At 58.9% G+C, this 12,934-nt stretch carries 10 protein-coding genes; 4 read left to right on the forward strand and 6 right to left on the reverse strand.

What is annotated here, in order from left to right:
- Window positions 1-57: 57 nt before the first annotated feature.
- Together FTE24_RS19755 and proC are read left to right on the forward strand one after the other, a co-directional pair.
- Window positions 58-1,371, forward strand: a complete 1,314-nt coding sequence (locus FTE24_RS19755; protein ID WP_150229630.1) for a glutamate-5-semialdehyde dehydrogenase — start codon at window positions 58-60, stop codon at window positions 1,369-1,371.
- Between the two features lie 80 nt (window positions 1,372-1,451).
- Window positions 1,452-2,330 carry a pyrroline-5-carboxylate reductase gene (gene proC, locus FTE24_RS19760; RefSeq protein ID WP_150229633.1) on the forward strand — a complete coding sequence of 293 codons (879 nt, stop codon included), beginning with the start codon at window positions 1,452-1,454 and terminating at the stop codon, window positions 2,328-2,330.
- Window positions 2,331-2,502: 172 nt separating this feature from the next.
- Here proC and FTE24_RS19765 read toward each other — a convergent pair whose 3' ends face one another.
- From FTE24_RS19765 to FTE24_RS19790, 6 genes are all read right to left on the reverse strand, one after another.
- On the reverse strand, window positions 2,503-3,762 hold the full coding sequence (locus FTE24_RS19765) for a multi-tm2 domain protein (protein ID WP_150229635.1): 1,260 nt from the start codon (window positions 3,760-3,762) through the stop codon (window positions 2,503-2,505).
- A complete protein-coding gene (locus FTE24_RS19770; protein ID WP_150229637.1) occupies window positions 3,743-4,219 on the reverse strand; it encodes a hypothetical protein in 477 nt (158 codons plus the stop codon). The genes FTE24_RS19765 and FTE24_RS19770 overlap by 20 nt, the downstream gene beginning before the upstream one ends.
- Window positions 4,216-4,749 carry an RNA polymerase sigma factor gene (locus FTE24_RS19775; RefSeq protein WP_150230694.1) on the reverse strand — a complete coding sequence of 178 codons (534 nt, stop codon included), beginning with the start codon at window positions 4,747-4,749 and terminating at the stop codon, window positions 4,216-4,218. The genes FTE24_RS19770 and FTE24_RS19775 overlap by 4 nt, the downstream gene beginning before the upstream one ends.
- 277 nt (window positions 4,750-5,026) lie before the next feature.
- Window positions 5,027-6,700, reverse strand: coding sequence for an ABC transporter substrate-binding protein (locus FTE24_RS19780; RefSeq protein WP_150229639.1), 1,674 nt, complete (start codon window positions 6,698-6,700; stop codon window positions 5,027-5,029).
- A gap of 112 nt (window positions 6,701-6,812) precedes the next feature.
- Entirely contained in the window at window positions 6,813-8,420 is a 1,608-nt protein-coding gene (locus FTE24_RS19785) for a response regulator transcription factor (protein ID WP_150229641.1), read from the reverse strand.
- 95 nt (window positions 8,421-8,515) lie between these two features.
- Entirely contained in the window at window positions 8,516-10,345 is a 1,830-nt protein-coding gene (locus tag FTE24_RS19790; RefSeq protein WP_237401858.1) for a sensor histidine kinase, read from the reverse strand.
- A 240-nt stretch (window positions 10,346-10,585) separates the two neighbouring features.
- Here FTE24_RS19790 and FTE24_RS19795 point away from each other — a divergent pair, with 240 nt between their 5' ends.
- Both FTE24_RS19795 and FTE24_RS19800 read left to right on the forward strand, forming a co-directional pair.
- The gene (locus FTE24_RS19795) at window positions 10,586-11,443 is read left to right on the forward strand and encodes an ABC transporter permease (protein WP_415663132.1); all 858 of its coding nucleotides are present in this window, start codon (window positions 10,586-10,588) and stop codon (window positions 11,441-11,443) included.
- Between the two features lie 28 nt (window positions 11,444-11,471).
- Window positions 11,472-12,344 carry a carbohydrate ABC transporter permease gene (locus tag FTE24_RS19800; protein ID WP_141445861.1) on the forward strand — a complete coding sequence of 291 codons (873 nt, stop codon included), beginning with the start codon at window positions 11,472-11,474 and terminating at the stop codon, window positions 12,342-12,344.
- The last annotated feature ends 590 nt before the right edge of the window (window positions 12,345-12,934 follow it).

A 12,934-nucleotide genomic window follows, 5' to 3' on the forward strand; every position in this document is an offset into this window, starting at 1 on the left:
CATACGCATACCCATACACACACCCATAACGCATACCAGTAAAGGGAGGATTGCCATATGAATCAATCACCGATCGAACAAAACGGACAAACGGCCAATTCCACGGCCGCAGGCGGCGCGGTGCAGAGCGAAGTGCGCGCCAAAGCGATTCTGGCCGGCTCCGCCGCGCGACGGATGGCTTCGCTGTCCACCGACGAGAAAAATGCGGCCCTGCTCGCGATGGCCGACGCGTTGAACGCGGAAGCGGCTTCGCTGATCGAAGCGAACCGCGAAGATCTGGAGCGCGGACGCGCAAACGGCACGAGCGAATCGCTGCTCGACCGGCTCATGCTGAGCGAAGCGCGGATCGCGTCGATCGCCGACGCGCTCAAGCTCGTCGCGGACCTGCCGGACCCGACAGGCACCGTGCTGGAGACGATCGAGCGCCCGAACGGGCTGCGGATCGAGAAAGTCAGCGTGCCGCTCGGCGTTATCGGCATTGTGTACGAAGCGCGCCCGAACGTCACGGTCGATGCGGCGGCGCTTTGCCTGAAGACCGGCAACGCGGTCGTGCTGCGCGGCGGTTCGGCCGCCTTGTCCACCAACCGGCGTATTGCCGAAGTGCTGCGCGCGGCGCTGGCCGGCACGGCGCTGCCACCCGAAGCGCTTCAGGTGATCGAAGACGCGTCGCGTTCTTCGGTCGACGAGATGCTGAAGCTGAACGGGCTGCTCGACGTCATCATCCCGCGCGGAGGCCGTTCGCTGATCGACAACGTCGTGCGCAATGCGACAGTGCCGGTCATCGAGACGGGCGCCGGCGTCTGCCATACGTATCTCGACGCTTCGGCGGACGCCAAGATGGCCGCCGAGATTGCGATCAACGCCAAAGTGCAGCGTCCTTCGGTCTGCAATTCGATGGAGACGCTGATCGTCCATGCGGACTTCGCGCAGCGCGAGCTGCGATCTCTTGCGGACGAGCTGCTGCGGCTCAAGGTCGAACTGCGCGGCGACGAGCGGACCCGCGCCCTGCTGCCGGAAGCGAAGCCCGCTGCCGACGAAGAATACGGTACGGAATATAACGACTATATTCTGAATATCAAAATCGTGGACGGCGTGGACGAAGCGGTCGCCCATATTTCCCGCTTCGGCACGAAGCACTCCGAGTGCATCGTGACAGAAGACGAGGTCAACGCTGTCCGCTTCCTGAACGAAGTGGACGCGGCCGCCGTATACCACAATGCGTCCACCCGGTTCACCGACGGCTTCGAGTTCGGCTTCGGCGCCGAGATCGGGATCAGCACGCAAAAGCTGCACGCCCGCGGGCCGATGGGCCTCCCGGCGCTGACTTCGTCCAAATACCGGATCTACGGCACCGGCCAGATTCGCCCGTAAGCCGCCGCGACTCTGCGGCCGCTTTGATCGCGAGCATACGCTCCACCCCATTTTCCCAGAAGCGAAAGGATGAATTTCCCATGACCCAGACCCGCATGCTGATCGAAGACCGCGTTTGCTTTTTCGGAGCCGGTTCGATGGCGGAAGCCGTCGCCCGGGGCCTGATCGCCCGCGCGGTGATCGCACCCGAACAGATCACGTTCCTGAACCGGAGCGACCAATCGAAGCTCGACCAGCTTCGGCAGCGCTACGGCACGCCCGGCACGCAGGACCCGGCCGAGAAAGAGCAGGTGCTGCGCACCTTCCCGGTCGTCATTCTCGCGATGAAGCCCAAAGACGCCGCCGAAGCGCTGCGGCAGCTCGGGACGCTGGTCGGCCCGCGTACGCTGATCGTGTCCATGATCGCCGGCTTGTCGATCGACACGCTGCGCCGCCTGCTGAACCGTCCCGAGCAGCCTATCGTCCGCACGATGCCCAATACGTCGAGTTCGATCGGCCTGGGCGTGACGGGCGTCAGCTTCTCGGACGGCTTGTCCGAAGCGCAGCGCCGCACCGCCCGCCTGCTGTTCGAAGCGGTCGGCGTCGTCGTCGAGACCGAAGAAGACAAGATCGACGCCCTGACCGGCATCTCCGGCAGCGGTCCGGCCTACGTCTACTACCTGATGGAGGCGCTGATCGAAGCGGCCGAGCTCGGCGGTCTTACGCCCGAACAAGCGCGCGAGATGACGGTCCAGACCGTCCTCGGCGCCGCCCAAATGGTGCGCCAGACCGGCGAAGAACCGGCCGAACTGCGCCGCAAAGTCACTTCGCCGAACGGTGCGACCCAGGCGGCGATCGCCAAGCTTGACGAAAGCGATTTTCACGGTGCCCTGATCCGGGCCGCGCAGCGCTGCTCGGAGCGCTCGGCCGAAATGGGCCGGGAGCTGGAGAGCCAACTGCCGAACGCGGAGTCGAACTGAAGTCTCCGGTGCCGGAACCGTTCCCTGACACGATATGAACCATATGAACGATATGAACGACATGAACGCAAAAGCCCGTCCGTTTCCGGAGCGTACTCCGAAAACGGACGGGCTTTTAACGTGATAGGCAGCTTGCTTGTTCTTGCTCTTGCTCCTGCACGTTCTTCCGCGTTCAGGCTCTCGCCCGGCGCCCCGTCTTCATCAGCTTGAAGCCGCCGCCGATCAGCAGCAGCGCCACGACGGCGTTGCGGATATACGGTTCCAGTTGATGCAGGAATCCGAGCGTCGGCAGATACAGGTCGATAAACGGCATCACGAGCGTTTTGAGTACGTAATACAGCCCCAGCGCCACCAGCAGCACGCCGAGCCAGCCGCGGTTCGCTTCGAAGTTGTCCAGCAGCGGCTTGTCGACCAGCGGTTCCCGGCCGTAGCGCCCGACCTGCTGCAAAGCGTCGAAAAACGCATAGAACCAAATGAGCGGCACGAGGAACAGGAAGATCGACAAGCCGAGCACGTCGAGGATGTAGATGCTGCCGAAGAACAGAATCATCAGCTGCGCCCCGCGCTTCATAAGACCCAGATACATATGCGCCGCGCCCGGCACGATCGCAAGCAGCAGGCCCATCGTCCGGCTTTTCCCGCTGCCGTCGCGCCCCATGTCCCAGCGTTCGATCAGCGAAAAGTCGCGCAGCTGCTCGCCGCGGCTTTTGCGTCCGGCCAGTTGGACCGCATCGAACATCCCGTAGATCCAGATGATCGGCAGCACGCCGAGAAACATCAGAAACGTTTCTTCGCCGGTGAAAATACTCAGGAAGACGAGCGCCGTCGTCAGTCCGAAAAAGGCGGCCAGAAACGAAACTCCCCGCTGCACCAGGCCCATGTACAAATGGCCGAGTCCCGGCACGAAGCTCAAGATGACGGTACAGAACCGCTGCACGTCGGAAAAATAGTTCGGTTCGCGCAGCATGCGCCCGTCTCCGATCGGCGGGTAAGGCGGGTACGTCGGATAACCGGCATCTTCGCCCGGCCCGAATCCGGCCCGCGGCTCTTCTTCCCTGTCCGCCGTCCGCGGTGCGCCGGGTTCGCCCGAACGGTAAGCGCCGTACGGATCATCCGCATAGCCCGGATGTCTCGGAGCGGAAGACGCATGAGCGTAATAACCGGGCGGCGCATCCGGCCCGAGCGGCCGGCTGAGCACGGCGACCAGCATGTCGAACATGCTGATGAACCAGACCAGGCAGGTTCCCGCTATGCCTAACGCCATTGGCGCGTCGCTTTCTGTAATCGCCGCAAGCAACCCTCCGCCGATCAGCATAAACAGCGGAAGCAAAAAGTAGATAAATCCCCGGGAGCGGTTGCCCCAATATACATGGCCGAGACCCGGTACCAGGTTCAGCAGCAGCGCCGCCAGTTTACTTCGTAGTCGATTCATGGTCGCTTTCCCCTTTCGCTTTGAAGCCGCCCAGCCACGTCGACGCTCCGTCCGTCAGCCGTTGGCTGTACGATACTTTTCCCGCTTCGTCCGCCGCTTTGGATGCCTGCTCGCCGATCCGGTCGAACGTGCCGGTGAACGTCAGCAGCAGCGCGGCGGCGGCCGCTACCGTATAGAGCACGATCGGCTCTCTCCATTTGCGGCCGAAATAGCCTTGGCTTCCCTGTTCGTCGGCGCGTTCCGGAATCAAGGCCATGACCCGTTCGCTGAACGCTTCTTCGTCGGCAAGGCCGGGCAGCTCTCCGCCAACGTTTTCGAGCGCCGCCAGATATTGGCCGAAAGCCTGCTCGTCGCCCTGCTCCAGCAAATGCTCCAGGCGTTCCCTCATTGGCTCGGCCAGCGTGCCCCGCACGTAGCGCATCCATTCCTGCGGTCCGTAACGTTCCAACTCGCTCATCGCCATTCCTCCTCCTGCCAGTGCTGACGAATCCACATTCGCGCCCGGTACAATTTCGATTCGACGGTCTTGACCGTAACGTGCATTTCCGCCGAGATTTGTTCGTAGTTTTTGCCTTCAAAATAAAAAGCTTCGATGACATCGCGATGACCTCTCGGCATGTCGGCCAGACGCCTGCGCATTTCTTCCGACTGCTCCTCGCGCAGCATTTTGGCAAGCGGCGCTTCGTCTCCCGACACGATCCGCAGCAGAGCCGGTTCCGAATCGTACAGATCTTCGCGTCGCCGCTTCTGCTTGCGCTTGAAATCGATCGCCTTGTTCGTCGCGATGCGCGAAATCCACGTCTTGAATCCTTGGGAACGATAATCGGGGAGCGATTTATGAATCTGGATAAATACTTCCTGCGCGACGTCTTCGGCATCCTTCTCGCTGCGCAGTACCGAGAAGGCGACGCGAAATACGTGCTGCCTGTACGTGTCGACGAGTTCGCGAAACGCGTCGCGGTCGCCGCGCAGAATACCGCGGATCAATTCCTGTTCGTCAATCGTGCTCTCCCCCTTTCCCGCCGAATAGACGCGCCGCCCCGCCGGTGCCCCTGCATCTTTGGCGAACCTTTTTGCAATTCTTGTGCAAATATCGGGGACGCCGCCGCTTTTCGGCCGTTTCGGCATCCTTTTCGTCGACTTCATTGTACATGACCGAGTCTTCTGGCAGACGTTAAGACGGCAAAAAAAGGCCGAAAATCGCGGCTGCGATCTTCGGCCTTGCGTGTGGTGCGCGGTGGAGTCGGCAGGTTCGGCGTACTTGTTACTGCGCCGACGAGACCGACTTGTACCAGTCGTTGACTTCCTGCGTGATCTGCTCGCCGCCGTTGGATTTCCAGCTGGCGACGAATTCGTCGAACGCGTCTACCGGAAGTTTGCCGTAGATGATTTTGTTGAACGTCTCCATTTCGGACTGGCGCAGCAGATTCCACTTCGAGATCATGGTCGGCGTAGCCGCTCCGGTGAAGTAGTTCTGTTTGCGGACGTCCTGTTGGGACATGACGACTTTGGCCGCCTGCCAGTTTTCCGGTTTGCGGAATTCGGCCATCTGCTTCTCGTAAGGCGTTACCGCCTCTTCGCCGTCCGCCAGCTTGACGAGCGTCTTCATGTACAGATCCGGAATACGCGCCGGGCCGGTCAGGAACGGGAATTCGTTGGAGAAGTTCGGAATCTTTTCTTTGTCGCTGGTCGATTTGCCGTCGATAACGTCCCAGTCATAACCTTTGGCAAAGCCGTATTCGTATTCGCTGCCCGCTTTCGGGTTCGCGAGGTTGTCGAGCAGGTAGTTGTAGTACAGGAAAATGGCTTCCGGGTGCGCCGCGTCTTTGTTGATCATGATACTCGCGTTGACGCCGGAGTTTTGCCATTTCGTACCGATCTTGCCGTCCGGTCCGGCAGGGACCGGATACGCTTTATACTTGGAACCCGGTACCGCTTTGAGCAGATCGGGAGCCGGCCAGTCCGGTACCCAGTTCGCGCCGGGCAGAATGCCCGCCGTGCCTTTGGTCCAGCTCTCGGCCGCTTTGGACTCGTCCCACAGTGCGGAATCGGCGTGGATATAGCCTTTGTTCATCCATTCCTGCAGCTTCGCAAGCGCTTCTTTGGAACCCGGATTGATGGAGCCGTATTCCAGGTTGCCGTCCGCGTCTTTGTTCCACTGTTCTTCGATCGTGCCGTAAGCGCCGAACAGCCAGTCGAGCGAACCCATCCAGGTGTTCGTGTTGTTCTTGAGCGAGATCGCCAGCGGGAACACTTTGTCCGGAGACAAGCCGTCGGGATTCTCGTTTTTGAATTTGTCCATGATGACTTCCAGGTCGGCGATCGTTTTCGGCGCCTCCAGGTTCAGCTTTTCCATCCAGTCTTCACGCAGCCACAGTTCGGTGTTGTCGTTGTCCGTATACTCCAGAATCGGCATGTTGTACTTTTTGCCGTCTTTGGTGAACGGATACCACAGCTCGGGATGTTCGGCCGAGTGGTCTTTGAGGATCTGGTTGGCGTATTTGTCGAACAGTTCGTCGATCGGCATAAACTGTCCCGATTCGATCAGTTGGTTCGTCAGTACCGGATTGGTCGGCACCGGCACGAAGTCGGGCAGTTTCTCCCCGGAAGCGACGGCAAGCTGAAGCTTCTGTCTGTACTGGTCGTCGTTGGCCGGGTACCACGTGTCTTTGTGTTTGATACCCAGCGTCTCCAACATCCACCGGTCGTGGACATTGTTTTCTTTGGTGTCGCCCTGCACGTATTTCTTCGGCATGAGCACGCTGCTGATCTCGATCGGCGGATCGTATTTGCCGGCCGCGAACGCCGCTGTCGCCGTTTCCGATTCGACTGCCGCGCCGTCCGTTTTGGAGCCGCTATCCGAAGCCCCGCTGCACGCGCTGACCGTGAACAGACTGGCGACCGCAAGGATTTTCCAAGCATTCCGTATTTTTCTCATTGCTTAATCCCCCCCGTTAACTTGTACACCTCTAGCTTACACTCGTTACTTTACCAACTTTCCGGGGAAGGCATCTATATGAGTTTGTTAGGCCGGATAGGATTTTGTCACGTTATTTGCCGGAGTCGCGATAGTCCTGCGGCGTCATGCCGAAATGGCGCTTGAACACTTTGATAAAATACGCCGGGTCCATGTAGCCGATCTCCAGTCCGATCTCGTACACTTTTTTGTCTGTCGACTTCAGCTTGTGGGAAGCGCGTTCCATCCGCAGATTGGAGACGTAATCGCTGATGCCTTCGCCCGTTTCGATTTTGTAAATTTTGGACAAATGCGTCGGATGCAAATTTACGTGGTCGGCCAGCGCGCGCAGCGAGACGTCGAGATGCAGGTTTTTGTCGGCAAAAGCCTGCACTTTGCGCACGTAGAGCGAACGATTGTCTTTGACTTCGCTCGACGTGCCTTCTTTGACGGCGCGCAGCGCTTCGAGCGACCATTTACGCAGCCGCGCGATCGAAGCGAACGCTTCACCCCGCTGCAGCGGCTCCATTTCGCTGCCGAGCAGGCTTTCGAGCGTCCGTCCGCCCCGGTGCGCCAGATTGGTATACGCCGCCGCGATCAAAAATCCGGCTTCCATGCAGTGTTCCCACGATTCCGACCAGCTGTCGTCCAGCTCGCCGCAGATCGCCTGCAGTTTCTCTTCGGCTTCGTCCCAGCGTCCCGCTTCCAGCAGGTTCTCCAGCGAAGGCGGCAGGTACAGCGAGCGCAGCGCGCCCTGCTGCGACGGGCCGGCCGGCTCGCTGAGCCGCATGACGAATTCCCGCTCGTCCCCGACGATTTGGCGGAAATAGGCGGCGGCCCGGCGAAAAGCGTCGGGCAGCTCTTCCGGAAACCGGAACAGGTCGGTCATGACGATCGACAGCGAGCCTTTGAGGAACTGTTTGACTTTGGACTGCAGCTGGATCGACAGTTTCTCCAGCAGCCCGTCGCGTTCCGGCGGCGCTTCCGGCTTGAACTGAAGCAGGAACGCCAGATAGCCGTGTTCCTCTTTGACCCCCCACACTTCCAGAAATTCGCCCATCACTTCCTCGGCCATATTGATGATCGCGTATTCGATCAGCGGCTGGCCGTTATGCCGGTATTTGCCGAATTCTTCTTCCATCCGCACGAGCAGCAGCGCGCTCGGCCCGACCGTAAACGGCAGGCCGTAATTGTGCAGCTTGCGCTCCCACTCGTCGGCCGGCATCCGCTGCCCGTCGAGCGCATCGAGCAGCAGGCGCCCGCGCAGCAGCGGCAGGTTTTCGCGCAGCGCATAATTCGTCCGCTCCAGCGAGCTGACCATTTCCCATTCGGCGTTCAACTGCTCGATCGCCGTGCCGACCGCTCCGAGCAGTTCGGCGTCGCCGGGCGGCTTGAGCAAATAATCGACCACGCTGTTGCGCATCGCCTGCTTGGCGAATTCGAAGTCCGAATGACCGGACAGCATGATGCATTTGATCTTGCGGTCCCGCTTGCGGATCTTCTCGATCAATTCGATCCCGTTCATCTCCGGCATGAGAATGTCCGAGATGACGATATCGATCGGATACGTATCGATCAGTTCCAGCGCTTCGCGGGCGGAATAGGCTTTGTGCACCTGCTCGATCCCGAGCGTGTGCCACGGTTTGTTCATCGACAGATTGTCGACCCAGTGGATTTCGTCGTCGACGATCAGTAATTGCATGAGGGTTCGCTCCTTCTTGCTCATGATGGCGGATAGGCTTGCGATTGTGGATAGACTTGCGATTGTGACGATATTTGCGATGATTCGAGCTTATTTCAAACGTTTCGATTGCCGGGAATCGGCACGATCGGCATAAGCGGTTCGGAGGTCTGAAGTTCCGGCCGCTCGGGAATGGCCCAACGGATCTCGGTGCGGAATCCGCCGGCCGGAGACGGACCGAACCGCAGCCCCGACCGGCTGCCGAATTGATGGGCGATCCGCTGATGCGTATTCCACAGCCCGCAGCCCATCTCTTCTTGCAGTTCTTCGTCCATTTTCCGGTTAAGCGCTTCGTACTCTTCCGGGCTCAGGCCCGGCCCGTCGTCGTCGATGACGATCACGCAGAAGCCGTCTTCCGACTGTCCGGTAATGCGGATCTCGCCCGAAGCGTACGATTTGGCGACGCCGTGTATGACCGCGTTCTCGACGATCGGCTGCAGCATCAATCGCGGAATGTCCTGCCGGCGCAGCTCTTCCGGCAGATCGATCACATAATCGATCCTGCCGTTGCGCAGCTTCTGGATATCCAGATAGTTGACGAGCAGCCGCACTTCTTCTTCCAGCGGGGCGATTTCTTTTTCCATGCGCGTCGTGTACCGGTAGTAGGCACTGAGATTAAACGCCATCGACACGACCGCTTCTTCGTCTTTCATCTGCGCCATATTGATGATATAGCCGAGGCAGTTGTACAGAAAATGCGGATTGATCTGGGCCTGCAGCTGTTTGAGCGTCGCTTCCCGGGCCCGGATCTTCTCGTTGAACACATTTTCGATCAAGTCCTGTATCCGCTGCGACATGTCGTTGAAACGTTCGAACACGAACGAGAATTCGTTCCGGTTCCGGGCATGCAGCCGCACCGTGTAATCGCCGCTTTGCACGCGCAGCAGCCCGTTCATCAGTTTGCGGATCGGGCGCTGCACGTTGCGGTACAGCAGGACGGACGCGGACACGCCGAGCAGCAGCAGCAGCGCGATCGACAAATAGAACAAATTGCGGCTGGACGAGATCGGGCCGAGCACCTGGCCGAGCGGCACCACATCGATCAGCTGACCGTCCAGATACGCGGAACCGACCGAGCTGACGAGATAATCCTGGCCGCGCAGTTCGACGATGCGCTGCGCGGTCCGCTCCAGCGGATGCACGTCCAGATACGCGATCAACTCCGACGACAGCGTCCGGTCCGCGCTGCGGTTCAGAATCGGCAGATCGCCTTTGCGGTAATAAAAAGGATCGCCCTGCCCGCCGGCTTTGTACGTGTCGAGCATGTTGCGGATATTGTCCGAGCTGAAGCTCGCTTCGACGACGAGGCTGCTGCCGGTCAGCAGTCCCTGCTCGCCGAGCGAATCGGTGTAGAACCAATAGAAGTACGGCGGCTGCCCGCTGCCTTCGTCGCCGTAGATCCATTTGCCGCTCATGTTGCGCTTGAGGTAGTCTTCGCTGTACTCGCCCCGGCGATCGTAATTGGCGATGACCTGGTGATTTTGCTGCGAATGCAGCGCGTAGCGCGCCGGCCAAATATCGGTCACGCCGGATTGCAGCATCATTTTTTCCTGAATCGCGTAGCGGGTCTGCATCCGGTCGTAACGTCCGCCCCACAGATTCAGTCCGTTGAAGTCCCGGGCGTTCGGATCTTTGGAAAACGTCAGGCTGAAATCCATCATCTGATTGACGCGCGAATCGATCTGGCTGGACAGAAACGTCAACTGCCGCGCGCTCGACGTCTGAAGTTCGCGGCTCACCACATGGAAAGTCACGTCGTTCGAATACGTATAGGCGAGAATGATAGGCAAAAACAAAATCGCGATCAGGCTGTTCATTTTGGCAAACAAACTAAAACGGCCCCGGGACTTGCCCCGCGCCGCGACGGCTTCGAACATTGGCTGCATAAAGCGCTCCTCCGGATCGTGTTCCCTAATAAAAGCCTATACGATCCTAACATTGTTATATATCTCGCCGCGCACTTGCTTGGTACTATTTATATATAGCAGAGAACGTAGAGACGCACCACACACATTTGGAAGCGGGGGAACGCAATGGAAGCGAATCTAAGCGAGCGGACGAACAAAACGGAGGCGCGCGGCGGCAAAAGAAAAAGAGGCCGTCGGCAGCCCTGGATCCTGCATTTGATGGTCCTTCCGGCCGCCGTCATGGTCTTTATTTTTTCTTATATTCCCATGAGCGGCATCGTGATGGCTTTTCAGGATTACAAACCAGCGCTCGGATTTGCCGAGTCGCCGTGGGTCGGCCTGAAACATTTTCAGTACATGTGGGAAAACGAATATTTCCTCAAAATTACCGGCAATACGCTGTTTTTTGCCTGCACCAAGATCGTCATGAACCTGATCGTGCCGTTCGTATTCGCGCTGCTGCTGAACGAAGTGCGAAAAATGGCGCTGAAGCGTTCGATTCAGACGCTCGTGTATCTGCCGCACTTTCTGTCGTGGGTCACGCTGTCCGGCATCCTGATCGACATGCTCGCGCAGACGGGCCTGATCAACCAGTTCATCGTCCATCTGTTCGGCACGAAGCCGATCTTCTTCCTCGGCGACGGCAACTGGTTCCGCTTCACGATCATCGTCAGCGACGTGTGGAAAGAGTTCGGCTTCAACACGATCATCTTCCTCGCCGCGCTGTCGGGCATCAATCCCGCCTTGTACGAAGCGGCGGAAGTCGACGGGGCGACGCGCTGGAAACAGACGCTGCATATCACGATCCCGTCGCTCGTACCGATCGCTATCGTAATCGCGACACTCGCGCTCGGCAACGTGCTGAACGCCAACTTCGACCAGATCTTCAACCTGTACAGCCCGCTGATCTACCAGCAGGGCGACATCATCGACACCTTCGTGTATCGGGAAGGCCTGCTCAGCGGACAATTCAGCTTTGCGACAGCCGTGAACCTGTTCAAGTCGGTCATCAGCCTCATCCTGATCGCCGTCTCGTACCGTCTGGCTTACCGCTTCGCCGGATACCGCATCTTCTAGTCCACCGAGCCGAAAGGAGATCTTGCCCATGTACCACAAAACGCTGCCTTACCGCATTTTCAGCATCTGCAACAATATATTTCTGACGGTCATCTCTATCGCCTGCCTGCTGCCGCTGCTGCACCTGCTCATGGTGTCGCTCAGCTCGACCGCTCCGGCCAACGCCGGACTGGTCACGTTCTGGCCGATCGGGTTCACGTTCGAGGCTTATGCCAAAACGTTCGATAACGCCAACTTCCTGTCTTCGCTCTGGGTATCGGTGCAGCGGACGATCCTCGGCACGGCGCTTGCGCTCGTCGTCAACACGACGGCCGCCTACGCACTGTCCAAAGAAACCCGCGTGTTTGCCGCCCGCAACGTGTATCTGTGGTATTTCGTCGTCACGATGCTGTTCAGCGGCGGTCTGATTCCCGGTTACATCCTGATCCTCAAGCTCGGCTTGATGAACTCGCTCTGGGCGCTGATCCTGCCGGGTCTCGTCGCCGTGTTCAACATCATCCTGCTGCTGAACTTTTTCCGCGGCGTTCCGAAAGACCTCGAAGAAGCCGCGTTTATCGACGGCGCCGGTCATCTGCGGACGTTCTTCAGCATCTATCTCCCGCTCTCGCTGCCGGTTATCGCGACCGTGTCGCTGTTCATGATGGTGGGACACTGGAACGCGTATTTCGACGGCATCATCTATATCCGCGATTCCGAAAAGCTTCCTCTGGCCAGCTTCATGCAGACGATCATCGTGCAGGCCGACATGTCGAAGCTTGATCCCGAAGCGGTCGCCAATCTGTCGCAGCGGACGATCCGCGCTTCGCAAATCTTTATCAGCGCCCTGCCGATCCTGATCGTATATCCGTTCCTGCAGCGGTACTTCGTGACAGGGATCGTGGTTGGCGCGGTGAAAGAGTAGGGGTTTGCGCGGTAGGGCTGCGGCTTGGGGGCGGGAGCGCTTGAGCGGCAGTGTGAGTGCGTGAGCGTGTGAGCGCTTGTGCTTGTGCGTGAGTATGTGAGCACATGTGAGTGGAAATAGCTGCGGGAGAGCAGCTATTTCGCGCTGTTGGGGCGCTTGAGCGGGAATAACTGCGGGAGAGCAGTTAATTCACCTTACAGGCGTCGAAAATCCGTTTTTTTCGAAAAATAAGTGGATTGGTGCAGTTAAGTGTGATTTCGACGGTTGTTCGGTTGAAATAAGTGCGCTTACGTCGTTAATCGACGATCGCTTCGCGGTCTGCCAAGCGTGCGTACGATTGCCTGAAAAAAATGTGTAAAACCGGTCTTCCCGAAAAGGGGGGCCGGTTTTTTTGTGGGCGATTTTGGGGATTAAAAAACCGCTCTGCCCGGTGGGCAAAGCGGTGAAGCCGCGCTAGTGGCGGCGCGCCGAGTTTCTTCGTTTTCGCCGAGGCTCAAACGGTGGAATTCGGCGGGGTGGGGATAAGTGCATAAGTGCAGGTGATTCCCTCTCTCTCGCTAGCGCTCGAAAATCGGGAAACCCCTTTTCTG

The organism is Saccharibacillus sp. WB 17 (assembly GCF_008634075.2).
GTDB lineage: Bacteria > Bacillota > Bacilli > Paenibacillales > Paenibacillaceae > Saccharibacillus > Saccharibacillus brassicae.

What these genes read in the sequence shown, in the direction of transcription:
- FTE24_RS19755 (WP_150229630.1), top strand. Translation starts at nt 58, where the DNA reads ATGAATCAATCACCGATCGAACAAAACGGACAAACGGCCAATTCCACG.
- proC (WP_150229633.1), top strand. Translation starts at nt 1,452, where the DNA reads ATGACCCAGACCCGCATGCTGATCGAAGACCGCGTTTGCTTTTTCGGA.
- FTE24_RS19765 (WP_150229635.1), bottom strand. Translation starts at nt 3,762, where the DNA reads ATGAATCGACTACGAAGTAAACTGGCGGCGCTGCTGCTGAACCTGGTA.
- FTE24_RS19770 (WP_150229637.1), bottom strand. Translation starts at nt 4,219, where the DNA reads ATGAGCGAGTTGGAACGTTACGGACCGCAGGAATGGATGCGCTACGTG.
- FTE24_RS19780 (WP_150229639.1), bottom strand. Translation starts at nt 6,700, where the DNA reads ATGAGAAAAATACGGAATGCTTGGAAAATCCTTGCGGTCGCCAGTCTG.
- FTE24_RS19785 (WP_150229641.1), bottom strand. Translation starts at nt 8,420, where the DNA reads ATGCAATTACTGATCGTCGACGACGAAATCCACTGGGTCGACAATCTG.
- FTE24_RS19790 (WP_237401858.1), bottom strand. Translation starts at nt 10,345, where the DNA reads ATGCAGCCAATGTTCGAAGCCGTCGCGGCGCGGGGCAAGTCCCGGGGC.
- FTE24_RS19795 (WP_415663132.1), top strand. Translation starts at nt 10,586, where the DNA reads ATGGTCCTTCCGGCCGCCGTCATGGTCTTTATTTTTTCTTATATTCCC.
- FTE24_RS19800 (WP_141445861.1), top strand. Translation starts at nt 11,472, where the DNA reads ATGTACCACAAAACGCTGCCTTACCGCATTTTCAGCATCTGCAACAAT.